The sequence below is a fragment of the Paracoccus salipaludis genome (genome assembly GCF_002287065.1).
GTDB lineage: Bacteria > Pseudomonadota > Alphaproteobacteria > Rhodobacterales > Rhodobacteraceae > Paracoccus > Paracoccus salipaludis.
This window is the reverse complement of the sequence record NZ_NSJZ01000016.1, coordinates 1-25,558: the sequence shown is the minus strand read 5'-3', so window position 1 is coordinate 25,558 and position 25,558 is coordinate 1. Positions and strand designations below refer to the sequence as shown.

Sequence of the window (25,558 nt, the reverse complement as noted above, 5' to 3'; positions counted from 1 at the left end):
CGGAACAGGACGATCTCGACGACCAGGCCGATCAGGATGACGACGGCTAGCCCGGCGAAAACCTTGTCGGTGTAAAGGTCGTTGCGGCTGCGGTAGATGAACCAGCCAAGCCCGCCCGAGCCCGAGGTGACTCCGAAGACCAGCTCGGACGCGATCAGCGTGCGCCAGGCGAAGGCCCAGCCGATCTTGAGGCCCGAGATCAGTGAGGGCAGCGCGGCAGGGATCAGGATCTGCAGCACGAACCCCGGCCCGCGCAGGCCGTAGTTGCGGCCCACCAGGCGCTGCGTCTTGGGCACGGAGTCGAAACCCGACAGCGCGGCAAGCGCCAGCGGCCAGACAACGGCGTGGCAGAGCACGAAGATCAGGCTCGCCTCGTTCAGGCCGAACCACAGCATCGCCAAGGGCAACAGCGCGATGGTCGGCAGCGGGTTCAGCATCGCGGTCAGGGTCTGCAGCGCCTCGCGGGCAAAGCCGTTGGCGGCGGCATGCCCGACCAGCAGCAGCGCCAGCGCCACGGCGATCACGTAGCCCTTCAGCAGGACCTCGATCGACACCCCCGCCGAAGCCAGCAGGCCATCATGCAGGACCGACTGCCGAAGGGCGGCCACGACCGCGGTGAAGTGCGGCAGCATGATCGGGTTGTTCTGGATGATCGCGGCGACCTCCCAGATCGCCGCCAGCAGGACCAGCACTGCCAGACGCCGCAGCCATGGCGCGTTCAGGGCCTGGTGCCAGGCGGATGGCGGGGCGTGAAGATGGCTCAGGTCAGACATCGGCCGTCACCCCGCCCTGGAACAACAGTTCGTGGACTTCCTGCGACAGTTGGGCGAAGGACGGCTCGCCCGGGACCGCGCCCTCGGTGGTCATGGTGCGGATCGTCCGGCCCGGATGCGAGGACAGAAGGTGCAGGCGCGTGCCGATCAGGACCGCCTCCTCGATCGAACGGGTGACGAACAGCAGCGTGGCCCGCGTTTCCTCGGCCACGCGCAGAAGGTCCGCCTGCAACCGCTCGCGCGTCAGCGCGTCCAGCGCGGCGAAGGGCTCGTCCATCAGCAGGACCTCGGGCTTCATCGCCGGGGCCCGCGCAATGGCCACGCGCTGCTTCATGCCGCCCGAAAGCTGGTGCGGGAAGGATGTCAGCGCGCGGGTCAGGCCCACCCGCTCCAGCGCGTCCTCGGTGCGTTGCCGCGCCTCGGCCTTGCCCAGGCCCCGCGCCTTGCGCAGCGGGAACTCGACATTCTGCACGGCCGTCTTCCAGGGCAGAAGCTGGTCGAATTCCTGAAAGACCACGATGCGGTCGGGCCCCGGCCCGGTAACGGGCTTGCCGTGCAGGGTGATTGTCCCGCCCACGGGCTTGAGGAAGCCCGCAAGCGCCTTGAGGATCGAGGACTTGCCGCAGCCGGACTGGCCCAGAAGGACCAGCCGCTCGCCCCAGGCGATCTGCAGGCTGACGCGGTCCACGGCGATGTTGGGGCCCTTGGGTCCCGCATAGGTCAGCGTCAAATCCTGCGCCTTCAGTACGGGGGGGGGGGGGCGGACGCGACGGCCGCCCCGGCCAGCGAATTGGCCAAATACATGTTCATGCCTCAGCTTCCCTCGCGGTCATGCAGGTCCTCGAAGAAATAGTCCTTCCAGCTTTCGGAACGGGTCTTCAGCGCGCCCACGTCATGCATGAACGTCGCGAGCGACAGGGTATTCCGCGGCACGGGATCGAAGCTGTATTTCCCGTCCGACAGGATGGACAGGATCAGCTCGCGGTCGAGGTCCGACTGCGCGACCCGAAGGAAGGTGTCCGCCGCCTCCTCGGGATGGGCCTTGATCCAGTCGCTGGCCTGAGGAAGGCGCCCAGGAAGACCGCGCAGGTCTTGGGGTTCTCGGCCCGCCAGGCTTCGGTCGTGTAGACGATCAGCGAGGTCGTGGGGCCGCCGAAGACCTCGAAGGAATTCGTGGTCGACTGAGGGAGACGGACAGCAGGCCCGGTTTTGCAACCGGGGTCGCCACCAACAGTCTTGGCATCTGCGGTTGCCGGTCGTTTCAGGGGCCGGAAGCCTGTGTCGCGTGGCACGATGTGGCGCAACCATGGGCGCAAAGATCATCGACGGCCGCCCAAGCCTCAAACCATCCTCAATGCATGTCGCAGCCAGTCCCGCCACAGTGCACCGCGGCCGCAGCCCTCAGCAATAACGTTCCACGAAACCCATCTGGTGGTCGCCGTAACGGTCGCCATGGGCAAAGCCGGCGGGAAGAAGGCGCTCGATCTCGGCGATGTCGGCCGCGTCGAGATCCGCAACCCGCCAATCGCGAAGATGCTCCGCCGACCGGGTGCCCGGAATCGGGATGATGTGGTCGCCCTGCGCGAGAACCCATGCAAGCGCCGCACCCGGAACGGTCCAGCCCCGTTCGGCGCAAAGGGCGCGGAAGGGCGCGATGGCCGCGAGGTTTGCCGAGAAGTTCGGCTCGGTGAAGCGCGGATTGCTGTCGCGGAAATCGATGCCCGCGCGGAAGTCCCGCGTCAGGGGCTCGCGCCCGAACATCCCCCGCCCGAGCGGCGAGAAGGCGACGAAGGCTACCCCCAGTTCCTTGCAGGCCCGGATCAGGCCAAGCTGGGGCAGGCGCGTCCACAGTGAAAACTCGTTCTGCACGGCGGCCACCGGATGCTCGGTATGGGCGCGGCGCAGGGTCGAGGGCGCGACCTCGGAAAGGCCGTAGCCGCCGATCTTTCCTTCCTCGACCAGCCTGCCCATCGTCCCGGCCAGATCCTCGACCGGAACCTCGGGCTGGCGGCGGTGGATGTAGTAGAGATCCACATGCTCGCGCCCGAGCCGCCGCAGCGAGGCCTCGAGACACTGGCGGATGTAGGCTTCGTCATTGCGCACCGTCCGCGGCGGGCCGTTCACGATGCCGCATTTGGTGGCGAGGTGGATGTCGCGGAGACCCCACTTGCCGATGATGCGTTCCGACACACCCATGCCGTAGATGTCGGCCGTGTCGAAATGGCTGATCCCGGCATCCGCCGCCGCGTCCAAGCAGGCCAGCGAGGCCGCTTCGTCCGTCGGGCCGAAGATGCCGCCGAAGCTCATCGTGCCAAGGCCGATGGCGCTGACGCTGCGGTCGCCGAGCCGTCTTTGCTCCATCTGCGCCTCCTGTTCCGAGCCGCGGCAGGGAAGCGCGCGCGATCGTTCCCGTCAAGGGAGGCCGCCCGCACCGGGTCCGGCTTCCTTCCAAACCGTTGCAGTCGGCCAGGCGCTATCCGCCCTGCATCGGCCTTGCGACGACGGCAAAGTGCATTCCGTCGTCCGCGTTCCGACCGCCCCCTGCCGGAACGCCTTGACCCCTGCCCTGCGGCCTTCATGCCGGCGCGGGGCCGGAGGACTTCCGCAGCACCAGCTGGGGTTCGAGAACGGTGCTGGACGCGACAGGCTGCCCGGCGATCAGCGCCATGAGAACGCGGGCCGCAGCGCTGCCGAGGTCGCGCTTGGGCTGGCGGACCGTGCTGAGCGGGACAGGCAGATGCGCAACCCAGTCGATCCCGTCGAAGCCGACGACCGAGACCTGTTCCGGCACCGACACGCCGCGGCGCTGAAGCTCGCCCATGAAGCCGGCGGCGGATTCATCGCTGAAGCCGATCACGGCGGTCGGCCGGTCGGCTGCCCGCGTGTCCAGCCATCTTTCGGCCGCGCTGACCCCTGATTCCAGCGTGAAGTCACCGTCATAGCCCGGCCCGGGATCGGGCAGCACGCGGGCCAGACCGGCGATGCGTGCCTGGTGCAGCACGTTGTCCTCGGGGCCGCCGATCCAGCCGATGCGGCGATGGCCCAGCGCCAGCAGGTGCCGGGCCGCCAGTTCCGTTCCCGCCGCATTGTCCAGCACCACGCGCGGAAGCGGCGCACCCTCGATCCATTCGCAGGCCATCACCAGCGGCGGCGCGCCGGGCAGCGCCGCGAGATCGTCGGCCGTCACTTGGCCGTCCAGAAGGATGATCCCGTCCGCCCGCGATGGGTCCAGAAAGCGGCGCAGCGCGCGGTGGCGCCCGCCCGGCGCCAGCGTATCCCCGACAAGCAGGTCGTACCCCTGCGCATTGAGCGCCGCGCCCATCCCGGCAAGGATCTTGGCGAAGAACGGGTTGCCGAGGTTCGGCACCAGCGCCACGACCGCGCCGGTCCGTCCTTTCCGCAGGTTCCGCGCGGCGTGGTTCATGCGATAGCCGGTCGCCGCGATCGCCTGCTGCACCGCATCGCGCGTATCGGGCGACACGAGATCGGGCCGCGAAAGCGCCCTCGACACCGTGGCCACCGAGACCCCCGCGAGGCGCGCCACGTCCGCAAGCCGCGCCGCCCCCTGTCTCGTCCCCTGCAAGCCTGCATCACCCATGCCCTGAACTATGCGGCGCACGGACCCGTGCGCAAGCATTTGCAGGCTGATCCAAAAGGACACTTGCAAACGATTACATCGGCGATCTAGCTTCTGCCTCAGGAGGAGGATCGGCATGAGGACCATCAAGGGGCCTGCGCTGTTTCTGGCGCAGTTCGCCGGGGATCAGGCGCCGTTCGACAGCTGGGACGGCATCACCCGCTGGGCGGCATCGCTCGGCTATGAAGGTGTGCAGGTCCCCAGCGGGGACAGCCGGCTGATCGACCTCGACCTTGCGGTCGGGTCGCAGGATTACCGCGACGAGTTCCTCGGCACCGCGCGGCAAAACGGCGTCGAGGTGACCGAGCTTTCGGCCCATCTGCAGGGCCAGCTGGTCGCCGTGCATCCGGCCTATGACGCCGCCTTCGACGCCTTTGCGCCGGCCTCGGTTCACGGCAAGCCGGCTGCGCGGCAGGCCTGGGCGACCGGACAGGTCGGCAAGGCGATCCGGGCCAGCGCCGCAATGGGGCTGAAGGCGATGGCAAGCTTTTCGGGCGCGCTGGCGTGGCCCTACCTTTATCCCTGGCCGCAGCGGGCGCCGGGGCTGGTGGACATGGCCTTTGACGAACTCGCGCGCCGCTGGCGGCCGCTGCTTGACCTGGCGGACGAGGTGGGCGTGGATATCTGCTACGAGATCCACCCGGGCGAGGACCTGCACGACGGCGTGAGCTTCGAGATGTTCCTCGACCGCGTGGGCCAGCATCCCCGCGCGAACATGCTGTACGACCCGTCGCACTACCTGCTGCAGCAGCTCGACTATCTCGACAACATCGACATCTACCACGAGCGCATCCGCATGTTCCACGTCAAGGACGCCGAGTTCCGGCCGACCGGGCGGCAGGGGGTCTATGGCGGCTACCAGTCATGGGTGGACCGCGCCGGGCGGTTCCGCAGCCTGGGCGACGGGCAGGTGGATTTCGGGGCGATCTTCTCGAAGCTTGCGCAGTACGACTTCGACGGCTGGGCGGTGGTGGAATGGGAATGCGCGCTGAAGCATCCCGAGGATGGCGCGCGCGAGGGGGCCGAGTTCGTCCGCCGCCACATCATTCGCACGACACCCCACGCCTTTGACGATTTCGCGGCGCAGGGCACGGACGAGACTGCGAACCGCCGCGCGCTGGGGCTGGCCGATGGCTGAGGCACCCACCCCCATCCCGCTGGGCATGGTCGGCGGCGGCGAAGGCGCCTTCATCGGCGCGGTCCATCGCATCGCCGCGCGGATGGACGGCCACTTCCGGCTGGTCGCAGGCGCGCTGTCCTCGGACCCCGCACGGGCGGAAGCTTCGGCCAGGGCGCTGGGGCTGGACCGCTCCTATGCCGATTTCCACGAGATGGCGCAGGCCGAGGCGGCCCGTCCCGACGGCATCCGCGCGGTGTCGGTCGTGACCCCGAACCACCTGCACGCGCCCGTCGCGGTCGCCTTCCTCGACGCGGGCATCCACGTCATCTGCGACAAGCCGCTGGCCGCGACACCCGAACAGGCCCGGGCCATCGCCCAGGCCGCCGCCAACAGCCGCGCGCGGTTCTTCCTGACCCACAACTATTGCGCCCATCCCATGGTCCGGGAAGCCCGTGCCATCGTGGCCGAGGGCGGCATCGGCGATCTGCGGCTGGTGCAGGCGGAATATCTGCAAGGCTGGCTTGCGGACGATGTGCACAGCAAGCAGGCCGACTGGCGCACCGACCCGGCGCGGTCGGGCGCAGGCGCCATCGGCGACATCGGCACCCACGCCTGGCAACTGGCCGAGTTCGTGACCGGCCAGACGCCCGCCGCCCTTGCCGCCGAACTGTCCAGCATGGTGCCGGGGCGGCGCGTGGACGACGATGTGCGGGTGATGCTGCGCTATGCCTCGGGCGCGCGGGGCGGCTTGTGGGCCAGCCAGGTCGCCGTCGGGCGCGAGAACGGACTGTCGCTGCGCGTCTTCGGCACCAGGGGCGCGCTGGAGTGGCAGCAGGAGGACCCCGAGCGGCTGGTCTTCACCGTGAAGGGTGAGCCGCCGCGCATCCTGACCCGGGCACAGGACCGCTCGGCGTCCTTCCGCACCCCGCCGGGCCACCCCGAAGGGTATCTTGAAGCCTTCGCCAACCTTTACGCCGATATCGCGGCGGTGATCCGGGGGGACGACGCGCCGCTGGCGCGACTGCCGGGGCTGGCCGACGGGCTGTCCGGCATGGCCTTCATCGCCGCCGCGCAGGCTTCGGCGGCGCGGGACGGCGCCTGGGTAGAGGTGCGGCCGTGACGGCGGTGCTTGCGCTGGACAGGGTGACGAAAAGCTTCGGCCCCGTCGAGGTGCTGCACGGCATCGACCTTGCCCTGAACGCGGGCGAGGTCCATGCGCTGATCGGAGAGAACGGCGCCGGCAAGTCCACGATCATGAAGATCCTGGGCGGCTTTCTTGCGCCCACCTCGGGGCAGGTGCTGCTGGACGGCCGCCCTGCCCCCTTCCGCAGCGGACCCGAGGCCGAGGCGGCGGGGATCGTCGTCATCCATCAGGAATTCAACCTCGCGCCCGACCTGACGGTCGCCGCCAACATCTTCCTGGGGCGCGAGATCACCCGCGGCCCGCGGCTGGACCATGCGGCCATGCGGGCCGCGGCGGCCGAGCTGCTGGAGCGCCTCGGCACCGCGATCCGCCCCGAGGCGCGCATCCGCGACCTGTCGGTGCCCGACCGCCAGATGGTCGAGATCGCCAAGGCCCTGTCGCGCAGGGCCCGCGTCCTCATCATGGACGAGCCTTCCGCCGCCCTGACCCACCGCGAGGTCGAGGCGCTTTATGCGCAGGTGGACCGGCTCAGGGCCGAGGGCGTGGCGCTGATGTTCTGTTCGCACCGCCTGGACGAGGTCGCGCGGCTGGCCGACCGCATCACCGTCCTGCGCGACGGCGCGGTGGTGCGCCGGGCTAGCCGAGGGGAACTGACTGAGGACGGCATGGCCACCGCCATGGTCGGGCGCGAGCTGCGGGACATCTTCCCGCCCAAGGACACGCCCACGGGCGAAGAACTGCTGCGCGTCGAGGGGCTGAGCGTGCCGGGCGCGGTCAGGGTCGCAGACGTCGCGCTGACCCTGCGCCGGGGCGAGATCCTGGGCATCGCGGGCCTTGTCGGCTCGGGCCGCACGGAACTGGCCGAGGCGATCGCGGGGCTGCGCCCCTCGGGCGGAAGGATCGCGGTCCGGGGCCAGCCCACGGCGATCCGCCATGCCCGCGACGCCGTGGCCGCCGGGATCGCCTATCTGACCGAGGACCGGAAGGAAGCCGGGCTGCTGCTGGACAAGCCCCTGACCGAGAACCTGACGCTTGCCGCCCTGGACCGCTTCGGCTTTCGCATCGACCGCGCCCGGGAAGCGCAGGCCATGACAGCGGCAACGCGCGAGTTCGACATCCGCGCCGCCTCGCCCGCGATGCCTGCGGGCGCGCTGTCGGGCGGCAACCAGCAGAAGCTGCTGCTGGCCAAGACCATGCTGACCGAGCCCGAGATCATCCTGATCGACGAGCCCACGCGCGGCATCGACGTCGGCACCAAGCAGCAGATCTACAATTTCGTCCGGGCGTTGGCGCGGGCGGGCAAGGGGGTGATCGTGATCTCGTCCGAACTGCCCGAGGTGATGGGTCTTGCCGACCGCGTGCTTGTCATGCGGCAGGGCCGCCTGGCCGGCGAGGTTTCGGGGACGGCCATCACCGAGGAAAACATCGTCCGCCTGGCCATGGGCCTCGGACGCGAGGCGGAGCCTGCATGAAACGCATCGACCTGCATCTTCTCGGGCCCCTTGTCGCCCTGGTCGGGCTGTTCATCCTGGGCGCCCTGCTGAACCCGGCCTTTCTTGCGCCCGCGAACCTGTCGAACGTGCTGGCGCGCTCGGCCTTCATCGGGCTGATCGCGGTGGGCATGACCTTTGTCATCACCCAGGGCGGGCTGGACCTGTCGGTCGGTTCGATGGCCGCCTTTCTGGCCGGCATCGCGATCATGGCGATGAACGCGCTGGCCCCCATCACGGGTGAGAACTGGGGCACGATCCTGATCGGCATGGGCGTGGCGCTGGCGGGCGGGCTGCTGGCGGGCTTCGCCAACGGCGCGCTGGTGACCAAGGCCCGGATCGAGCCCTTCATCGTCACGCTGGGCACGATGGGGATCTTCCGCAGCCTCGTCACCTGGCTGGCCGACGGCGGCACGCTCAGCCTCGATTCCGGGCTTCGGGCGCTTTACCGGCCCGTGTATTTCGGCGGCATCGGCTGGATCACCTGGCCGATCATCGTCTTTGCCATCGTCGCGGTCCTGGGCGAATGGACCATGCGCCACACCCGCTTCGGCCGCCATGTCGAGGCGATCGGGTCGAACGACCGCGTGGCCCGCTATTCGGCCGTGGATGTCGAACGGGTACGGCTGAAGACCTATGTCCTTCTGGGCGCGCTGGTGGGACTTGCCACGATCCTCTACGTGCCGCGCCTCGGTTCGGCCTCGGGTTCGACCGGCGTGCTGTGGGAGCTTGAGGCGATCGCCGCCGTGATCATCGGCGGCACGGCGCTGAAGGGGGGACGGGGGCGCGTCTGGGGCACCGTCGTGGGGGTCCTGATCCTGTCGCTGATCGACAACATCCTGAACCTGGCGGATCTGGTCAGCCCCTATCTGAACGGGGCGATCCAGGGCGTCATCATCGTGCTTGCTGTGGTCCTGCAGCGGGAAAAAAGGTCCGCCGAGTAGCGGGCCGACCAGAGGGAGGAAGCAAATGGAACGTCGCAACCTGTTGAAACTGCCGCTGGCCGCGGCGGCGCTGTCGCTGGCCGCGGGCGTGGCGCTGGCGCAGGAGGCCGAAAAGAAGGTGATCGGCGTGTCGATCCCCTCGGCCACCCACGGCTTCATGGGCGGACTGAACTGGCACGCGCAGGACACCATCGAGCGGCTGGGCAAAGTCTACCCGAACCTCGAGTTCGTTCTGGCGACGGCGGGCGACGCGGCCAAGCAGGTGTCGGACATCGAGGACATGCTGGCCACCCGCAACATCGACGGCCTGGTGGTGCTGCCCTTCGAATCCGAGCCGCTGACCGACCCGGTCAAGCAGGTCAAGGCGGCGGGCAAGTTCGTCACCGTGGTGGACCGGGGCCTGTCCGAGGAGGGGATCGAGGACCTTTATGTCGCCGGCGACAACACCGCCTTTGGCCGGGTCGCGGGCGAATACTTCCGGGACAACCTCAAGGCAGGCGGCAAGATCGTGGTGCTGCGCGGCATCCCGACGACGCTGGACAACGAGCGGGTGGAGGCGTTCCAGGCGGCGCTGGGGGGGTCCGACAAGGAAATCCTCGACATGCAGCACGGCAACTGGAACCGTGACGACGCCTTCAAGGTCATGCAGGACTATCTGGCCAAGTATCCTCAGATCGACGCGGTGTGGGCGGCGGACGACGACATGGCCGTGGGCGTGCTGGAAGCCATCGCCCAGGCGGGCCGCGAGGACGAGATGGTCGTCGTCGGCGGCGCGGGGATGAAGGACATCGTCAAGCGGATCATGGACAAGGACCCGCAGCTGCCGGTGAACGTGACCTATCCTCCGGCGCTGATCTCCTCGGCGATCGAGATGACGGCGCTGCGTTTCGTGTCCAACGCTCCCATGGCGGGCCGCTACATCATCGGCAGCCAGCTGATCACCCCCGAGAACGCCGAACAGTTCTATTTCCCCGACAGCCCGTTCTGATCCCGGTCAGGCGATCGCCTGCCTTCAGCAGGTGAAGGACGCACGGCGGCATCCACGGTGCCGCCGTGACGCGTTCAGGCGGGGTTTCCGAACGGATCGAGGGGCGCGTCCAGGCGGGTGGCGAACTCCGTCCGCCGATTTCTGACGCGGACTGCGCGGCCACTGGGGTCGCGCAGGCTGTTGCCTTGCTGACGGTCGTCGCCTCGACGGCCTCTGGCAGTAGGCCGAAACATCCCCGCGCGCCGGACCCGGGCAGCGGCCGACCGAGCATATCACCCCGCGGGATTCAGGTCTTCCGGGACTGAAGCCGACATATCGCGGCGATCAGCCCGAAATCTCCGCCTCAGGACGTCTGCCGGGCACGGCCGTTTCTTCTTTGTTTGGTTTGTTCTCGCTACAAGGCCTTCCCGATCGATCGCAGGCAAGGCAGGCACATCATGGCGCGCAGACGCTGGCTTGGCATCATCCTTCTTCTCGGGCTGGTCCTCGGGTCCTGGGCCTGGTGGACGTCCCACTCAAGCGCCGCCGTGACCGAGGCGCCTGCGACGACCGCGGTGACGCGGCAGGACGTGCGGCAGACGGTGCTGGCCTCGGGCGTGATCGAGGCCTCGCGGCTGGTGTCCGTGGGCGCGCTGGTCAGCGGGCAGGTGCGCGCGCTGCCCGTCGAACTCGGGCAGCGGCTGAAGGCCGGCGATCTTGTTGCCCAGATCGACCCCGAGGACCAGCAGAACGACCTTCTGCGCGCCGAGGCGGCGCTGGCGCAGATCGAGGCGCAGATCGCCGCCCAGCAGGCCTCGAACACCGAGGCGCGGCTGGCAGTGGACCGGAAACGCGAACTGGCGAAACGCGGATTGCTGACACCGCAGGACCTCGAGGCCGCCGAGGCGCAGCTTTCCGTGGCAGAGGCCAACGTGAAGGCCAGCGAGGCGTCCCGCGCGCAAGCCGAGATCGCCGTGGCGGCGGCCCGCGTCGCGCTGGAGCGCACCCGCATCGTCGCGCCCGTGGATGGCACCGTGGTCGCCATCGTCGTGCGCGAAGGGCAGTCGATCAACGCCAACCAGTCCAGCCCCACGCTGGTCAAGATCGCCGATCTGGACACCATGGTCATCAAGGCCGAGATTTCCGAGGCCGACATCATCCATGTCCGCCCCGGCCAGAAGGCGAGCTTCACCCTGGCGGGCGATCCAAGCCGCACCTACCAGGCGACGCTGCGCGCGCTGGAGCCCGCCCCCGCCGCCATCGCCGACGCCGACGAGATCGACACCAGCACCGCCATCTATTACCGCGCGGCCCTGGACGTGCCGAACCCCGACGGCACGCTGCGGATCGGCATGACGACCGAGGTCACGCTGGTCCTGGCCGAGGCCGAGGGCGTTCTGGCCGTTCCCGGCAGTGCCATCCGCAGCACCCCCGAGGGTGGCGCCAGCGTGCAGGTCCATGACCCGGCCACGGGCGAAACGCAGGTCCGCGAGGTCGAGACCGGCATCGCCTCGGCAAGCGTGACCGAAATCCGCTCGGGGCTGGAGGAAGGCGAGCTGGTCGTCACCGGCCGAAGCGGGCGGCCTGCGGAAGCCGCCCCGCAGGGCCAGCCCGGCGGTGGCCGCTTCGGTGGGCCGAGGCTGTTCTGACCATGGCGCCGCTGATCGAGCTGAAGGGCATCCGCCGCGAGTTTCCCGTGGGCGACGAGACGCTGACCGTGCTGCACGGGATCGACCTGACCATCGAGGCGGGCGAGATGGTCGCCATCATCGGCACCTCGGGGTCGGGCAAGTCCACGCTGATGAACATCCTCGGCTGCCTCGACCGGCCGAGCGCCGGGACCTACCTTTACGCCGGGCAGGATGTCGGCGACCTGTCCGAGGAAGGCCGCGCCCGCCTGCGCCGCCGGCATTTCGGCTTCATCTTCCAGCGCTACCAGCTGCTGCCCGACCTGGATGCGCTGGCCAATGTCGAAGTGCCCGCGATCTATACCGGCCACCCTGCGGCCGCGCGCCGCAGCCGCGCCGCGATGCTGCTGGACCGGCTGGGCCTCGGCCAGCGGATGGATCACCGGCCAAGGGCGCTGTCGGGGGGCCAGCAGCAGCGGGTGTCCGTTGCCCGCGCCCTGATGAACGGGGGCGAGGTGATCCTGGCCGACGAACCCACGGGCGCGCTCGACAGCCGCTCGGGCGCGGAACTGCTGCAACTGCTGCAGGAACTGAACGCCGAAGGCCACACGGTCGTCATCGTCACCCATGACCGCGAGGTCGCGGCCCGCGCAGCCCGCGTGATCGAGATGCGCGACGGCCGGATCATCTCGGACGTGCGGAACCGGGTTCCCGCCCCTTCCCCGCAGCGCAAGCCCGCCGCCCCCGAGGGAACCGGGATCGCGGCGCGCTTCGGCCAACTGGCCGAGGCCTTCGGCATGGCGGTGCGGGCGCTGAACGCGCACCGGCTGCGCAGCTTCCTGACCATGCTGGGGATCATCATCGGCATCGCCTCGGTGGTCTCGGTCGTGGCACTCGGGACCGGCAGCAAGGAGCGGGTGCTGGAGAACATCTCGTCGCTGGGGACGAACACGATCACGGTGCGGCCGGGGTCCGGCTTCGGCGACCGCCGGGCGCAGGCGATCGACACGCTGGTCGCGGCCGATGCGGACGCGCTGTCGGCCCAGCCATGGGCCGCCTCGGCCTCGCCCGAGATCCAGACCAGCGCCAGCATCACTTGGCGTGGCACCTCGGCCAGCGTTTCGGTGCGGGGCGTCGGAGTCGAGTATTTCGACGTCGGCGGATTTGCCGTGCAGGAGGGACAGGCTTTCGGCCGCGAGGCGCTGGACGGCCGCAGGCAGGTTGCGGTGCTGGATACGGAGGCCGCCTCGGCCTTCTTCCCCGACCCCGCCTCGGCCATCGGGCAGGTCCTGATGGTCGGCCGCGTTCCGCTGGAGGTGATCGGGGTCGCTTCGCAGACCTCGGCCGGACCGGGACCCACGAGCCCGCGGATCTTCGTGCCCTACACGACCGTCGCCATGCGGATCACCGGGCAGACGGTGGTGGATTCCATCTCGGTCCGTGTCCGCGACGATGCCGACATGGCCGAGGCCGAGGCGGAAATCGGGGCGCTGCTGACCGAGCGGCACGGGAAGAAGGACTTCTTCCTGATGAACTCGGACACGATCCGCTCCTCCATCACCTCGACCACGCAGACGCTGACCATGCTGATCTCCTCCATCGCCATCATCAGCCTGATCGTCGGAGGCATCGGGGTCATGAACATCATGCTGGTGTCGGTGACCGAGCGCACGCGCGAGATCGGCGTCCGCATGGCCGTTGGGGCCCGCCGTGCGGACATCGTGGCGCAGTTCCTGACGGAAGCGGTGCTCGTGTGCCTGCTGGGCGGGTTGCTGGGCGTCGCGCTGGCGCTTGGGGCCGGCGCCCTGCTGGCGCAGCTTCAGGTCGACCTGAGGCTGGTCTATTCGACGCCCACGATCGTGCTGGCCTTCCTGTCCTCGACCCTGATCGGCATCGTCTTCGGCTTCCTGCCCGCGCGCTCGGCGGCCCGCCTGGACCCGGTGGATGCGCTCAGCCGGGAATAGCGGTGCGGCAGGCCGAACCGACGCCGCCACGGGGCGCATGGGCACCAGGACAGGGAAACAGCCTGGTTGACGCACGGGGGTCGGGGCGGATGAGGCGGTGCTTTGCCAAGGCCCGGGGCAAGGTCCCCAAGACGACGAGCGGGTGTCGACCTGCGAAACGCGCCAGGTGACAATTGCCCTGTGCCACCTTCCCTTGAGATCACGATGCCCGTGCTTCCGGCCGTCAGAGGTCAATCACTCGGCCCCTGCCTTTCGATGATCTCCGACATGCGCTCGCGCGCGGCGGGGGGCAGGTTCTCGGGCAGGTCGGCAGCCGTTGCGGGACTGCTGCCGACCTGGATCAGCATCACCATGCCCATGGTGTAATGGGGCGAGCACTTGATCCCCCAGAGGCCTTCCGCGGTCAGCGTGACCTCGATCTCCTCGTTGATCCTGCCGATGAACGGCTCGCCGCCGGCAGGGATCATGCCCTCGATCGTGGCGGCATTGTGGCCGGGGCTCGCGGCGATGAACCTGACGCGGTCGCCGGGCCGGATGACCAGATAGTCCGGCTCGAACGGCATCGGACCGCTGTTGTTGCGGTTGAGCATCCTGACCTCGTGCGTCTCGGCAAAGGCCCCAAGGGGCAGAAGGCAGGAAAGAAGCGCGGCGCGGATCAGCAGGATCATCTCCTTTCAGGCGAGGCGTTGGAAGGCAAACAGCGGCCACCGGCCGGCCGGATGCGCGATCAGCTGGGCATCGACGGCGAAGATCTCGCGGATCAGCGCCGGGGTCAGGATGTCGAGCGGCGCGCCCAGCGCCACGCAGCGGCCCGACTGCATCACCATGACGCGATCGCAGCGCAGCGCCTGGTGCATGTCATGCAGCGCGATGACGGTCGTGACCGGAAGCTGCGAAACGAGGTCGAGGATGGCGATCTGGTGGTGGACATCCAGGTGGTTCGTCGGCTCGTCCAGCAGCAGGATCTGCGGCGCCTGCGCGTGTGCCCGCGCGATGTGGACGCGCTGGCGTTCGCCCCCGGACAGCGTGGACCAGTCCCGCGCGGCCATCTGCTCCATGCCGACCGCCAGCAGGGCGGCCTCGACGGCCTCATCATCCCGCCCCCCCCAGGGCCGGAAAGGACCGAGCCATGGCGTGCGGCCCAGTTCGACCGCGTCGCGGACCGAGATGCGCTCGCCGCAGTCCGCCGCCTGGGACACCATGGCAAGCCGCTGCGCGATCTGCCGCCGCCGCAATCGGGCCATTGGCTGCCCTTCCAGACGGATTTCGCCGCTGGTCGGCCGAAGCAGTCCCGCCATCATGTTCAGCAGCGTGGACTTGCCGGAACCGTTCGGCCCGATCACGCCCAGCATCTCGCCCTTCCGCAGGCTCAGGCTCACCTCCGAGACAAGGTCCCTGCCCTGCACTCTCCGGGTCGCGCCGACAAGTTCGAGGACGGGCGCGCCGCTCATCGCTGCCTGCCGCGGATCATGACAACGGCAAAGGCGGGGGCCCCCACAAGCGCGGTGATGACCCCGATGGGCAGGACCTGCCCGTGGATGACGATGCGCGACATCACGTCGGACAGTACAAGGAACACCGCGCCCGCCAGCGCCGTGGCCGGGACCAGCCGGGCATGTCGCACGCCCACGAGGAACCGCATCGCGTGCGGAACCACCAGCCCGACGAAGCCGATGGCTCCGGCGATCGAGACCATGACCGCCGTCACCAGCGCGGCGGTCGCGATCAGCACGGCCTGCGCGCGGCGCACGTCGATGCCCAGGGACGCCGCGCCGTCGGCGCCGAAGGTGAAGGCGTCCAGCGTCCGCACATGCCACAGCGTGACGCCCAGACCCAGAAGGGCCACCGGCAGCGCCAGCCGGACATCGGGCCAGCGCACGCCGGACAGATTGCCGAGAAGCCAGAACATGATCCCGCGCGCCTGCTCGGCGCTTGCCGATTGCGCGATGATCAGCGCGGTCGTGGCGTTGAACATCTGCGATCCGGCGATCCCCGCCAGGATGATGATCCCGGCGGTCTGGACGCCTGTTCCCCGCGCCGCGCGCGCCAGGACCGCAACCAGCCCGAAGGCGACCAGCGCGCCCGCGAAGGCCCCGGCCGACATGCTGACCATGCCCGCGCCGAAGCCCGCAACGGTTACCGTGACCGCGCCGGTCGAGGCCCCGGCAGAGATCCCCAGAAGATAGGGTTCAGCCAGGGGATTGCGCAGCAGCGCTTGAAGGATCAGCCCCGACAGCGCCAGGCTGGCGCCGCCGCAGGCCGCCACCACCGCGCGCGACAGCCGGTAATGCCAGATCACGCTGGCATCCACCGGATCGAGGACAACAGCCGTCAGACCGGCCTTGCTGGCCAGAACGGTCATCACGGTGGACAAGGGTATCCGCGTCTCGCCCACCGCCGCTGCGAACAGCAGCGCCGCGGCCAGCACGATCGGCGCGAGCCACAGCCAGCCCGTGCCGCGGGCCACGGCGCCACGCCTCATTGCGAAAGGCCAAGCCCGGCGAGCGCGTGCGACAGGGCTTCAAGCCCGTAGATCGCGCGGATCGACGGGTCCATCGCATGGGCTTCAAGCGTCAGGATGCGGCCGTTCCGCACCGCCTCCATCTGGCTGGTCACGGGGTCGCCGGTCAGGAAGGCGCGCTTGACGGCGATGTCGTCGGCGGGAAAGCGGCGGCGGTTCATCTCGGCCGCGACAATGAAGGTCGGGTTGGCGCGGGCGATGGTTTCCCAGCCGACGGTCGGCCATTCCTCCCTGGAACTGACGACGTTCCGCACGCCCAGCTTCGACAGCATCCATCCCGGCACGGCGTTGGCGCCCGCGACATAGGGATCGATGCCGACATCGGCCGAGGAATACCAGAACACGCCCGACAGATCGTCGGGCAGGTCCAGCGCCTGCGCCTGCCCGACCGCGGCGGCTTCGCGCGCCTTCAGGTCGGCGATCAGCGCCTCGCCGCGCTCGGAGACATCGAAGATCTTCGCCAGTTCCCCGATCCCCCGATACAGCAGCGCGGTGTCGAACAGCACGGTGCGTGCGCCGTCCATGCTCTGGCTGTTGTCCTTGCCGATGCAGTCGGTCGGCATGATCCAGCTGGGGATCCCGGCATCGTCGAACATCTCGCGCGTGCCGACAGCGCCTTGCGGGCCGATCATCCATTCATAGGCGGTCACGATCACCTCGGGCCGTTTCGCCAGGACGCTTTCGAAGCTGGGGGCGTTGTCGGACAGGCGCTCGACCTTCGCGTCCACCTCGGCAAACTGGGGCAGGACAGGGTTGATCCACAGCGCGGTGCCCGCGACCTTGTCGGCCAGACCCAGCATGTACAGGATCTCGGTCGTGCCCTGGCCAACGCTGACGACGCGTTCGGGCGCCTTGTCGATGGTGACCTCGTGGCCGCAACTGGTGAGCGTCAGGGGATAGTCCGTACCCGCAGCCGCCATGGGCGCCGCACCCAGGACGGCGATGGCCGCCGTTGTCATCCTCAGCATGATATGTCCTTCCGCTACATCATGGACGGGCCAAACGAGCGGACGGATTCCGGGCGGCAAGCACGGGTCGCGTTCCCTCCCGAGCCGACCCGCTCGGATTGGTCAAACTGCGTCGGCAGGTCTCCTGACTGACGGGTCATCGCCGGCCCGACCTTCCCAGACCCGGGGGTCCAGTGGCATATTCGGGCGCGGCTCACCGTCTACAGTTGCGGGGGCAGTTCCGGTTGGGGGCGCGAGGCCCCGGCGGATTCCCTTTCCGACAGCGTCTCCCTAGCGGCAGGGGTCGGTGCTGGCAAGTTGAAGCGTGCCCGACGGCAGCGCCACGGGCATCAGGCGCCCAAGGCAGCCTCAAGCCGCTGCCATTCGCCTTCGTTTCCGGGAAGGCCGAGGCGAAGCCATGCGTCGGAATACGGAAACCGACGCGTCCAGACATGGTGCTGCGCAAGCGCGGCCTGCGCCTGACGGGCATCCGGGGTCTCGTAAAGGCGGAACAGATGCGTTCCGCCGGCCAGCGTCCAGCCCGCGCCCCGCGCCAGACGGTCAAGTCGCGCAGCCTCACCCGAAAGCCGCCGGATCGTCCGCTCGCGCCAGTCCCGGTCGCCAAGCGCGATGCGGCCCACTTCGAGGGCCGGTCCCGAAACAGGCCAGGGGCCTGCAAGCGCAGACAACCGGCGGATCACATCCCCGCCGGCGTAGACGAAGCCGAGGCGCAGTCCCGCAAGCCCCCAGAACTTGCCGAACGAGCGCAGCACAAGCAGGCGGTCGCTGGCCTCGGCCACGAGGCTTTCCCCCGGTGCGGGGTCTGCGAAGCTTTCGTCGACGACCAGCATCCCGACCGAAAGGCGGCGCAGAGCCTCGCCGCGATGATGCCGGCCGTCGGGGTTGTTGGGGTTCACGACGATCGCCAGATCCGCGCCCGACAGCGCCTCAAGTCGCCCCACTTCCTCGACGCGCCACCCCGCCTGCCGCAGGCAGGCCGCATGTTCATTGTAGGTCGGCGCGAGAACCCGCGCGAGCCCCGGCGTTTCCAGCAGCGGGATCATCTGGATCGCCGCCTGTGCCCCCGCCACCGCAAGCCCCGGCGCGGCGGTGCCGAAGGCCGTGGCCGCGGCCTCCAGCAGCGCGGCCTGGGCACTTGCGGCAGGCAGGTTCGTCCATGCCTCGGGTGGAAGGCTGGGCAAGGGATAGGGCTGGCGGTTGATGCCGGTGGAAAGGTCGATCCAGTCCCCCTGCCCCCAGGCGGCCCGGGCCTCGTCAAGGTTTCCGCCGTGATCGCGCATCAGGAAGCTCCGGTGAGGACGGGCAACAGCACCCAGAGGACAAGGACAGCCCCCAGCAGCAGGATCGCGCGGCGGTAGAGCCTGAGCCCCCCTGTCAGCGAGGCCGGCACCGGGTCCGGTGCGCCCGCGTTGAGCCAGGGCTCGGGCGCCACATGGCCGTCGTAGATCCTTGGGCCGGACAGGCGGACCCCCAGCGCGCCGGCCATGGCCGCCTCGGGCCAGCCGGCATTGGGCGAGCGGTGCCGTCGCGCATCGCGCAGCATGACGAGGCCCGCAGCGCAGGGCTTTCCCGAGGCGAGGGCAAACAGCACCCCCGTCGCCCGCGCCGGGATCAGGTTCACGAGGTCGTCCAGCCGGGCCGACGCCCAGCCGAAATGCAGATGGCGCGCGTTGCGGTGGCCGATCATGGAATCCAGCGTGTTGATCATCTTGTAGGCCGCGATCCCCGGCAGACCCGCGACCGCGCCCCAGAAGACGGGGGCGACGATCCCGTCCGAGGTGTTCTCGGCCAGGCTCTCCAGTGCGGCCCGCGCGACCCCGGCTTCGTCGAGGGCATCGGGATTGCGCCCGACGATCATCGAAACGGCGCGGCGCGCGCTTGGCAGATCTCCCGCCCTCAGGGGCGCTTCGACGGCGGCGACATGGTCGTGCATCGAGCGCACCGCGACCAGCGGCCAGGCAAGGAACCCGCCCCAAAGAACGCCCATCGCATTGTCTGGCAACAGCGACTGCGCGCCCATGGCCGGCAGAAGCACGGCGGTGAGGCACAGGACGAGGGTCAGTGCACCCGTCACCCTGCGCGGAAACGTCGCCCGGTTCAGCCGGGCTTCCAGAAGAACGATCAGGCGCCCGCCCCAGGTGACCGGGTGTCCGATGCGGGAATACAGCCAGTCCGGCCATCCGATCAGCCGGTCGATCGCGATCGCGACCAGCATCATCGCGGGGAGTTCAAAGATCATCGCTTCCAAACTGCAGAACGCCAGTCAACCCGGCTGCACTTAGCGCGGAAGCTGCGGCGGGCGGAACCTCGCCCTTCGCAAAGATCAGCCCCCTGGCCGAGCCGGTATGCGCGATGACATGGCCCAGGGCCCCGAGGCTGCGGGCCAGATCTTCGGTGGGATCCCCCGCAGGTCCCCGCCACTGCAGGCAGCGTCGGGCGCTTTCGGAGGCGAGTTCGGCGAATGCGTGCAGCTTGCGGGCGGCTGCCCAGCTTCGGGCAAGGTCGGAAACATCCGGGAACGCCAGATCGCCCGGGTCCGTCGCGCAGGGCGGCCCGAAATAGCCCCCGACGATGTCATGGGGCGGAAGCGCGGGCATCCTCCGCAGGATGCGGCCCTCGCGCGAGGCCCAGAGCAGACGCTCGGGACGGGGAAAAGCCAGCGGGTCCGAGGCGCCCTCATGCGCCACGCAGGCGGCCATCAGGCTCCCGGGCGGCCCCTCCCATCCATGAAGGCGCGCAGCCGCGATCAGCGCGGCCGTCGAGATGCCGGTGCCGGCGCCGGGTGGCGACATCGGGCACACCACGATCTCGCGGCTGCCCGCGAGGCCGAGGGATCTCAGGAACCGCTCGGGCGGACAAGCGCCCTGCCGGTCGCCGCTGCACAGCCGCGCCGTCAGACCCGTTCCCCGGCAGGGAACCGTGATCAGGCACAGAGGGCCGTCCGGCCCCAGCCTGCCCTGAAGGTATTCCCCGAAATGCCCGTGAACCCTGACCGACTTCATTTGTGCCAATTGACCTCGGCCACGGACCAGTGCCCCTGGGGGCCGACGTGGAAACGTGTCAGCGACAGCGGAGCGATCTGGAAGGACAGCGCCCCCGCGACGGACCCCGTGGCCCATGCAAGCGCGGCGCGCACCGTGCCGGCATGGGCGATCACGACATGGGTTCCGCCCTCGGCGGCAAGGTCCAGAAGGGCAGGCACCGTGCGGGCACAAAGCGCCCGGAAGCTTTCTCCATCCGGGGGGCAATGATCGGCAAGCGCCTCCGGGCTCAGGGGGCCGAGATCGGGCAGTTCCGCGTAGCTCTTCCCTTCCCAGTCGCCGAAGCTTTGTTCCCACAATCGCGCCTCCACCCTTGCAGTCAGGGCGGGAAGCAGCGCCCTTGCGGTCATCAGGCACCGTGCCGCGGGCGAGCTTGTCAGTCCTGCGCGGCCGGGCAGGCGCGCGGCGAGGGCGGCGAGGCTCGCGCTGTCGGACAGGTCGGCCGGCAGGTCGAGGCGGCCCGCAAGGCGCCCCCCGCCCGCGACGGGCGCGTGCCGGATCAGCACAAGTTCCGTCTGCCGGGTGTCAGCCACGGCCCGATGGCCCTTCGGTCATCCGCATGGCTGTGCTTAACTGTCGCCACGGCGAAGAAGCGGAACATCCATGGGTTCGATCATCCTTGTGACAGGCGGCGCGCGGTCCGGAAAGAGCGCCATCGCCGAAAGCCGGACGCTCGTCCTCGGCAGCCCTGCGGTCTATGTCGCGACAGCGCAAGCCCTTGACGCGGAAATGGTCCAGCGCATCGCGGCCCACCAGGCACGGCGCGTCAGTCCGTCTTGCGCTGGTTTCCAATGCAAACCGGACGTGACCGTTGCGGCCCGTGGCGCCGGAAACAGGCACCGGCGCCATGTCTCGATCGACGAGCGGAACCGGGATTGTGCGCATCTCCGAGAGAAGGGGAAGCCTGACCTTGGACAGGATGCTGCGGCCACGGTTTCCTGAGCTTGGGGTCGCGTCAGACGGCCCGCGCCGCGCACCCGGTCATGTTGCCGCCGCCCAAGGGGACATTGGCGCGGATGGTTGTGCCCCGGCGGTTGCCGGATATGGTCATGACGCCGCCGAACTGCCGGATGCGCGCCTCCATCCCCAGGATGCCCACGCCCAGGACCGTGCTTTCTGAATTCCGCGTCCTCAGCCCCCTGCCATCGTCCGCGATGTGAAGCCCCAGATCCCCGGCTCCGCATTGCAGGATCACGGTGACGGATCTTGCCTCGGCATGGCGGTGGACGTTCACAAGGGCTTCTTGCACGACGCGCAAGACCATGCCCTGGATCTCGATGGGAAGAGCCTCGACCTCGCCCGAGATCCGCATCCTTGCCTGCAGGCCGGTGCGGTGCGTGAAGCCTTCGACAAAGTCGCGCAGCGTGGCTTCGAAACCCTTGGCGCGCAGCTGGGGCGGGTAAAGCAGATAGGACAGCGTGCGGATTTCCTTTTGCGCCTCGGCAAGGGAAACCCTCATGTCGGTGACCGTGTCCCGCACCCCGGGCCGGTCGCCCGCTGCATTCTCGATCAGCATGAGCGCCAGCTCTGCTGCGATGATATGCTGACCCGTCGCGTCGTGCAGATCCGATGCGATGCGCCGCCGTTCCTCGTCCTGCAACGACAGAAGGCGGGTCGCGATCTCGCGCACGTCCTGCCGCGCGTTGGCGATGTCGGTCATGTCGCGGGCAATCCCGACAAGGGCCCCGATCCGGCCGGTCTCGGGGTCACGCACGGGGACAAGGCTGGTCTGCCAATGCCGGCGTCCGGCCGGCAGGTCCAGGATCTCGTCATGGACGGCCGGGACGCCCCGGGTCACGCAGGCGCGGTACCGTTCTGTAACGGCCGCCGCCACGTCCGGCGGCAGGCAGTCCACGGGCTCTTTCCCGACCACCGCTTCGTGGGCAAGGCCCGTGGCGCGTTCATGGGCGGGGTTGATGTCCTCTTATACGAAACGGCCATCGGGCGTGATCGTGACAACGAAAAGCCCTTCGGGCGTGTCGTTCCACAGGCTTGCATAGCGGGCGCTTTTCTGGTCGAGCTGCCGCGCCGTGCTGGCCGCGGCCGAGGCCACGCGTCCCACCTGCCGCGTGGCGACAAGGCCCGCCAGCGACCCTGCCAGAACAAGGGCCGCGCCGACGGCGGCGATCTGCCAGGCCGCAGCCCGGACGGGCGCATTGACAAGCACATGCGGCATGGAGGTGGCGGTGATGTAGCCGGTGATACTGGAATGCTGGACCCCGACAAGGCGTTCACCTGCGCTGTCGCGGAACATCAGCGACCAGTCCGAGGGCAGGCCATCGAGGAGTCCCGTGACTGCCGCCGGAAATGGCGAAAGGGCCGGAGGGTCCGCCACGCTGGCCGCGACAACTGTGCCAAGGCGATCCATCAGCACCGTCACGGACCCCGGCGGTCCTCCGGCGTCGCGGGTAACGGCGTCCAGCCGTGCCTGGGGCAGGACCATCGACAGCACGCCCGACATGCCTTCGTCGGCACCGTCGAGCCGCAGGCTGGCCGCGACAAGCGGAAGCCCGGGAACCGGCCCCTCGATCCGGTTGGACACGCTGAAGCCCAGCCGCGCGATGCGCTTGTGTTCATCTTCAAGCCCCGCCGTGTCACCTCGGGCAGGCAGCCGGGTGCCGAAGGGGCGCAATGTGTTCAGGACCTGGTCCTGCGTGTCCCACAGGGCGAACGAGGATCCCGCCGGCCCGGGCGTCCGCATGAGTTGCGCGTGAAAGCCCGGAAGGTCGCGTGACAGCAGCGCGGGTGACTGCGACAGCCCGCGCAGAAGATACTGCGCGGCCGTCACCTCGCGGTCGAAGGCGTTCGAAATGGTCAGTGCCTGCGCCGTGATGCTGCGCAGGATCGCATTCCGCGTCTCAAGGGCATTCGTAACGATGAAGACCGAGCCCGCCAGGAAGACCACGGTGATCGCGGCAGAAAGGATCAGAAGAATGCGCCGGCACAGGACGGCCGCCTGCCGCCGGAACCCTGCCTCGTTTATCGGAGTCTCGGCAAATGTCATTTGCACGCTTTCCGAACAGCGCCGGGCAAGACAACCGCGGCTTTCAGCCAAGCACTCGCATGAATGAGCACCTCAAACAACTGAGGCTTGTATCAGGAAAACGCTTTCCGACAAACCGGAAACAGGCCGTGCCCCCGATCGGCCGGCCGATGCCAGCCCTTGTCCGCCGCACGGTCCGTCTTAAGCATATCAGGGTTTCACCTGATGGATTCAGGGGCGCCGAGGCATAGGATGAAGGTGTCGCCGACCGCTGACCGTTGCCTCACGGAGGAGCGTGGATGAGACTGTTCGCCTGCATCCTGGCCATGGCAGCAGCCATCGGTCCCGCATGGGCCCAGGATCTGCCGTCCTGGAACGAGGGTCCGATCAAGGACGCGATCATCGATTTCGTCACGGCCGCGACGACCGAGGGCGGGCCCGGATGGGTCGAGCCCGAGGACCGGATCGCCACCTTCGACAACGACGGCACGCTCTGGACCGAGCATCCGGTGTATTTCCAGTTCATGTTCGTCAGCGACCGCATCCGTCACCTTGCGCCGCGCCATCCCGAATGGAAGCTGCAGCCGCCCTTCAAGGGCATCCTGGAAGGCGACACAAAGGCCGTTGCGGCCAGCGGCGAGCATGGCGTGACCGAACTCATGGCAGTCACCCATGCCTGGATGACTGCCGAGGCCTTCGAGGAGATCGTTTCCGACTGGATCTCGACCGCCCGCCATCCCAGGTTCGACCGCCCTTATGACAGCCTGATCTATCAGCCCATGGTCGAACTGATGGACTATCTGCGCGACAACGGCTTCCAGACCTGGATCGTGTCGGGCGGGGGCGCGGATTTCATGCGGCCCTGGGCGGACGACGCTTACGGCATTCCGCCCCAGCAGATCATCGGCTCGCAGATTGCCGAGGACTACCAGATCATCGAGGGCAAGCCCCAGTTCATGCGCAAGCCCCAGGTGTTCTTCGTGGACGATGGCCCCGGCAAGCCCGTGGGCATCCACCGCCACATCGGCAAGCGCCCGGTCATGGCCTTCGGCAACTCGGACGGCGACTACCAGATGCTTGAATACACGACCAGCGGCGACGGTCCCTCGCTGGCGATGATCGTCCATCACACCGACGGCGACCGCGAATATGCCTATGATCGCGACACGCATATCGGCAGGCTCGACAAGGCAATGACCGATGCGCCCGCCAAGGGCTGGCACCTGATCGACATGGCGCGCGACTGGTCCACGATCTACCCCGAGCCGTAGCCATGGACCCGTCCCGCAACCGCGACCGAAGGGAGGAAAGATGCGAAGCCTGACAATCGGCGCATGGCTGGTGGCTGCGATGGCGTGCCCGGCAACGGCGCAGGAGCTGGTCGAGCCTGCTGCGCGTGAGGTCCTGGAACGGATGGGAACGCATCTGACCGGCCTTCAAGCCTATGAACTGACCGCCGACACGGGAATGGAGATCGTGCTGGACACCGACCAGAAGCTGCTGGTCGGCGGCACGGCCGTCTATCACGTGCGGCAGCCGAACCGGCTGAAGGTCGAGTTGCGCACGGATGTCGCCCAGCGCGAGTTCTTCTTTGACGGCACAAGCGCCACCTATGTTTCGCCGGGCGACGGGTTCTATGCGCAGGTCGCGGACGCGCCTGCGACCATCGGCGAGATGCTGGAACACGCCGCGCAGCGGCATGGCCTTGCCTTTCCCGTGGCCGATCTTCTGGCCTGGAACAGCGGGGCCGAGTGGATGGGCCGGATCACCGAGGGTTTCCGCGTCGGGCAGACGCGGATCGGCGACGTCGTGGCCGACCACTGGGCCTACCGGATCGACAATCAGGACCTGGAACTGTGGATACCGGTCGAGGGCAGTCCCCTGCCCCTCAGGATCTCGACGGTGGACCGCCAGGACCTGACCCATCCCCGCTTCACGGCCACCCTGTCCTGGAACGAGGCGGCCGACCCCGCCGACGCGATCTTTTCCTTTACCCCTGCGGAAGGAATGACGGCGATTCCGCTCGCCTCGACCGATCTTGCCCTGGAGGCTCCGCGATGACGACGCACCGTCGATGGTTTCGCAGTCTGGCCGCGGCCGGCGCCGCCGTGGTCCTTGTGGCCCCCACCCTTGCCGAGGCGCGCGGCGGCTTTCACATGTCGCGCGGCGCCCGGATGAACATCGGCGGAGGCATTCACGCGCGGGCGGGAGGCTTCAACCCCCCTGCCCATCTTTCACCGCGCCTCCACCCCGTCGGCCCTCATCCGAACGTCCATCCGCAGCCTCATCCTGCGCCCCACCCCGCCCCGCATCCGGGACCCCATCCGGCACCCCACCCGCCGGCTCCCGGACCTCATCCCCCTGCTCCCGGTCCCCAT

General features: G+C 68.8%; 24 protein-coding genes, 1 pseudogene and 1 riboswitch. Of the genes and pseudogenes, 10 read left to right on the top strand and 15 right to left on the bottom strand.

All coding sequences use genetic code 11. The features are described 5' to 3' along the window. Positions 1-20: 20 nt before the first annotated feature. The 5 genes and pseudogenes from CK240_RS19465 to CK240_RS14345 form a co-directional block, all read right to left on the bottom strand. Positions 21-632, bottom strand: a pseudogene (locus CK240_RS19465) (ABC transporter permease); the annotation flags it as partial. 133 nt (positions 633-765) lie between these two features. Then, positions 766-1,503 (bottom strand): ABC transporter ATP-binding protein, encoded by a 738-nt coding sequence (locus tag CK240_RS14360; RefSeq protein ID WP_240517447.1) that lies wholly within the window; start codon positions 1,501-1,503, stop codon positions 766-768. An 83-nt stretch (positions 1,504-1,586) separates the two neighbouring features. Beyond that, the gene (locus tag CK240_RS14355) at positions 1,587-1,988 is read right to left on the bottom strand and encodes a substrate-binding domain-containing protein (protein ID WP_095641024.1); all 402 of its coding nucleotides are present in this window, start codon (positions 1,986-1,988) and stop codon (positions 1,587-1,589) included. Positions 1,989-2,174: 186 nt separating this feature from the next. Then, the gene (locus tag CK240_RS14350) at positions 2,175-3,134 is read right to left on the bottom strand and encodes an aldo/keto reductase (protein WP_095641023.1); all 960 of its coding nucleotides are present in this window, start codon (positions 3,132-3,134) and stop codon (positions 2,175-2,177) included. Positions 3,135-3,348: 214 nt separating this feature from the next. Beyond that, the gene (locus CK240_RS14345) at positions 3,349-4,371 is read right to left on the bottom strand and encodes a LacI family DNA-binding transcriptional regulator (RefSeq protein WP_095641022.1); all 1,023 of its coding nucleotides are present in this window, start codon (positions 4,369-4,371) and stop codon (positions 3,349-3,351) included. 115 nt (positions 4,372-4,486) lie between these two features. Here CK240_RS14345 and CK240_RS14340 point away from each other — a divergent pair, with 115 nt between their 5' ends. The 7 genes from CK240_RS14340 to CK240_RS14310 all read left to right on the top strand — a co-directional run bounded on the left by CK240_RS14340 (position 4,487) and on the right by CK240_RS14310 (position 13,667). Next, complete coding sequence (locus CK240_RS14340; RefSeq protein WP_095641021.1) at positions 4,487-5,548, top strand: sugar phosphate isomerase/epimerase family protein; 1,062 nt, start codon at positions 4,487-4,489, stop codon at positions 5,546-5,548. Beyond that, positions 5,541-6,650 (top strand): Gfo/Idh/MocA family protein, encoded by a 1,110-nt coding sequence (locus CK240_RS14335; protein WP_240517445.1) that lies wholly within the window; start codon positions 5,541-5,543, stop codon positions 6,648-6,650. Before CK240_RS14340 ends, CK240_RS14335 begins: the two co-directional genes overlap by 8 nt. Beyond that, positions 6,647-8,146 carry a sugar ABC transporter ATP-binding protein gene (locus tag CK240_RS14330; protein WP_167650062.1) on the top strand — a complete coding sequence of 500 codons (1,500 nt, stop codon included), beginning with the start codon at positions 6,647-6,649 and terminating at the stop codon, positions 8,144-8,146. The genes CK240_RS14335 and CK240_RS14330 overlap by 4 nt, the downstream gene beginning before the upstream one ends. Next, on the top strand, positions 8,143-9,108 hold the full coding sequence (locus CK240_RS14325) for an ABC transporter permease (RefSeq protein ID WP_095641020.1): 966 nt from the start codon (positions 8,143-8,145) through the stop codon (positions 9,106-9,108). The genes CK240_RS14330 and CK240_RS14325 overlap by 4 nt, the downstream gene beginning before the upstream one ends. Positions 9,109-9,133: 25 nt before the next feature. After that, a complete protein-coding gene (locus CK240_RS14320; RefSeq protein ID WP_095641019.1) occupies positions 9,134-10,096 on the top strand; it encodes an ABC transporter substrate-binding protein in 963 nt (320 codons plus the stop codon). Positions 10,097-10,533: 437 nt separating this feature from the next. Beyond that, positions 10,534-11,724 (top strand): efflux RND transporter periplasmic adaptor subunit, encoded by a 1,191-nt coding sequence (locus tag CK240_RS14315; protein WP_095641018.1) that lies wholly within the window; start codon positions 10,534-10,536, stop codon positions 11,722-11,724. 2 nt (positions 11,725-11,726) lie between these two features. Continuing rightward, entirely contained in the window at positions 11,727-13,667 is a 1,941-nt protein-coding gene (locus CK240_RS14310) for a MacB family efflux pump subunit (RefSeq protein WP_095641017.1), read from the top strand. Between the two features lie 230 nt (positions 13,668-13,897). On the opposite strand, the gene CK240_RS14305 is transcribed toward CK240_RS14310, so the two are convergent. The 8 genes from CK240_RS14305 to CK240_RS14270 form a co-directional block, all read right to left on the bottom strand. Next, positions 13,898-14,335, bottom strand: a complete 438-nt coding sequence (locus tag CK240_RS14305; protein WP_167650061.1) for a pseudoazurin — start codon at positions 14,333-14,335, stop codon at positions 13,898-13,900. Positions 14,336-14,341: 6 nt separating this feature from the next. Next, positions 14,342-15,118, bottom strand: coding sequence for an ABC transporter ATP-binding protein (locus CK240_RS14300; RefSeq protein ID WP_095641016.1), 777 nt, complete (start codon positions 15,116-15,118; stop codon positions 14,342-14,344). Next, positions 15,115-16,149, bottom strand: a complete 1,035-nt coding sequence (locus CK240_RS14295) for a FecCD family ABC transporter permease (RefSeq protein ID WP_095641015.1) — start codon at positions 16,147-16,149, stop codon at positions 15,115-15,117. The genes CK240_RS14300 and CK240_RS14295 overlap by 4 nt, the downstream gene beginning before the upstream one ends. Next, complete coding sequence (locus tag CK240_RS14290; RefSeq protein WP_095641014.1) at positions 16,146-17,156, bottom strand: ABC transporter substrate-binding protein; 1,011 nt, start codon at positions 17,154-17,156, stop codon at positions 16,146-16,148. The genes CK240_RS14295 and CK240_RS14290 overlap by 4 nt, the downstream gene beginning before the upstream one ends. A 97-nt stretch (positions 17,157-17,253) precedes the next feature. Continuing rightward, positions 17,254-17,459: riboswitch (cobalamin riboswitch) on the bottom strand. 26 nt (positions 17,460-17,485) lie between these two features. Beyond that, complete coding sequence (gene cobD, locus CK240_RS14285; RefSeq protein WP_095641013.1) at positions 17,486-18,436, bottom strand: threonine-phosphate decarboxylase CobD; 951 nt, start codon at positions 18,434-18,436, stop codon at positions 17,486-17,488. Further along, positions 18,436-19,395: an adenosylcobinamide-phosphate synthase CbiB gene (gene cbiB / locus CK240_RS14280; RefSeq protein WP_205957852.1), complete on the bottom strand. Its 960-nt coding sequence runs from the start codon at positions 19,393-19,395 to the stop codon at positions 18,436-18,438. The genes cobD and cbiB overlap by 1 nt, the downstream gene beginning before the upstream one ends. Then, positions 19,385-20,158, bottom strand: coding sequence for a propanediol utilization protein (locus tag CK240_RS14275; protein WP_095641012.1), 774 nt, complete (start codon positions 20,156-20,158; stop codon positions 19,385-19,387). The genes cbiB and CK240_RS14275 overlap by 11 nt, the downstream gene beginning before the upstream one ends. Next, a complete protein-coding gene (locus CK240_RS14270; RefSeq protein ID WP_095641011.1) occupies positions 20,155-20,730 on the bottom strand; it encodes a histidine phosphatase family protein in 576 nt (191 codons plus the stop codon). The genes CK240_RS14275 and CK240_RS14270 overlap by 4 nt, the downstream gene beginning before the upstream one ends. A gap of 70 nt (positions 20,731-20,800) precedes the next feature. Between CK240_RS14270 and CK240_RS19535 the strand changes: the two genes are divergently transcribed. Then, positions 20,801-21,139, top strand: coding sequence for a bifunctional adenosylcobinamide kinase/adenosylcobinamide-phosphate guanylyltransferase (locus tag CK240_RS19535; RefSeq protein WP_095641010.1), 339 nt, complete (start codon positions 20,801-20,803; stop codon positions 21,137-21,139). Positions 21,140-21,152: 13 nt separating this feature from the next. Here CK240_RS19535 and CK240_RS14260 read toward each other — a convergent pair whose 3' ends face one another. Then, positions 21,153-22,115 carry a sensor histidine kinase gene (locus CK240_RS14260; protein WP_276305324.1) on the bottom strand — a complete coding sequence of 321 codons (963 nt, stop codon included), beginning with the start codon at positions 22,113-22,115 and terminating at the stop codon, positions 21,153-21,155. Positions 22,116-22,121: 6 nt separating this feature from the next. Beyond that, a complete protein-coding gene (locus CK240_RS14255; RefSeq protein ID WP_095641008.1) occupies positions 22,122-23,201 on the bottom strand; it encodes a hypothetical protein in 1,080 nt (359 codons plus the stop codon). A gap of 278 nt (positions 23,202-23,479) precedes the next feature. On the opposite strand from CK240_RS14255, the gene CK240_RS14250 reads away from it, so the two are divergent. Together CK240_RS14250 and CK240_RS14245 are read left to right on the top strand one after the other, a co-directional pair. Next, entirely contained in the window at positions 23,480-24,451 is a 972-nt protein-coding gene (locus tag CK240_RS14250) for an HAD family hydrolase (RefSeq protein ID WP_095641007.1), read from the top strand. Positions 24,452-24,491: 40 nt separating this feature from the next. Then, positions 24,492-25,241: a DUF2092 domain-containing protein gene (locus CK240_RS14245; protein WP_095641006.1), complete on the top strand. Its 750-nt coding sequence runs from the start codon at positions 24,492-24,494 to the stop codon at positions 25,239-25,241. Positions 25,242-25,558 lie beyond the last annotated feature (317 nt).

Coding starts and splice junctions, on each gene's coding strand:
- CK240_RS14255 (WP_095641008.1), bottom strand. CDS start 23,201: ATGACATTTGCCGAGACTCCGATAAACGAGGCAGGGTTCCGGCGGCAG.
- CK240_RS14295 (WP_095641015.1), bottom strand. CDS start 16,149: ATGAGGCGTGGCGCCGTGGCCCGCGGCACGGGCTGGCTGTGGCTCGCG.
- CK240_RS14305 (WP_167650061.1), bottom strand. CDS start 14,335: ATGATCCTGCTGATCCGCGCCGCGCTTCTTTCCTGCCTTCTGCCCCTT.
- cobD (WP_095641013.1), bottom strand. CDS start 18,436: ATGCGCGATCACGGCGGAAACCTTGACGAGGCCCGGGCCGCCTGGGGG.
- CK240_RS14310 (WP_095641017.1), top strand. CDS start 11,727: ATGGCGCCGCTGATCGAGCTGAAGGGCATCCGCCGCGAGTTTCCCGTG.
- CK240_RS14320 (WP_095641019.1), top strand. CDS start 9,134: ATGGAACGTCGCAACCTGTTGAAACTGCCGCTGGCCGCGGCGGCGCTG.
- CK240_RS14335 (WP_240517445.1), top strand. CDS start 5,541: ATGGCTGAGGCACCCACCCCCATCCCGCTGGGCATGGTCGGCGGCGGC.
- cbiB (WP_205957852.1), bottom strand. CDS start 19,395: ATGATCTTTGAACTCCCCGCGATGATGCTGGTCGCGATCGCGATCGAC.
- CK240_RS14350 (WP_095641023.1), bottom strand. CDS start 3,134: ATGGAGCAAAGACGGCTCGGCGACCGCAGCGTCAGCGCCATCGGCCTT.
- CK240_RS19535 (WP_095641010.1), top strand. CDS start 20,801: ATGGGTTCGATCATCCTTGTGACAGGCGGCGCGCGGTCCGGAAAGAGC.
- CK240_RS14325 (WP_095641020.1), top strand. CDS start 8,143: ATGAAACGCATCGACCTGCATCTTCTCGGGCCCCTTGTCGCCCTGGTC.
- CK240_RS14315 (WP_095641018.1), top strand. CDS start 10,534: ATGGCGCGCAGACGCTGGCTTGGCATCATCCTTCTTCTCGGGCTGGTC.
- CK240_RS14290 (WP_095641014.1), bottom strand. CDS start 17,156: ATGCTGAGGATGACAACGGCGGCCATCGCCGTCCTGGGTGCGGCGCCC.
- CK240_RS14275 (WP_095641012.1), bottom strand. CDS start 20,158: ATGAAGTCGGTCAGGGTTCACGGGCATTTCGGGGAATACCTTCAGGGC.
- CK240_RS14300 (WP_095641016.1), bottom strand. CDS start 15,118: ATGAGCGGCGCGCCCGTCCTCGAACTTGTCGGCGCGACCCGGAGAGTG.
- CK240_RS14345 (WP_095641022.1), bottom strand. CDS start 4,371: ATGGGTGATGCAGGCTTGCAGGGGACGAGACAGGGGGCGGCGCGGCTT.
- CK240_RS14340 (WP_095641021.1), top strand. CDS start 4,487: ATGAGGACCATCAAGGGGCCTGCGCTGTTTCTGGCGCAGTTCGCCGGG.
- CK240_RS14250 (WP_095641007.1), top strand. CDS start 23,480: ATGAGACTGTTCGCCTGCATCCTGGCCATGGCAGCAGCCATCGGTCCC.
- CK240_RS14245 (WP_095641006.1), top strand. CDS start 24,492: ATGCGAAGCCTGACAATCGGCGCATGGCTGGTGGCTGCGATGGCGTGC.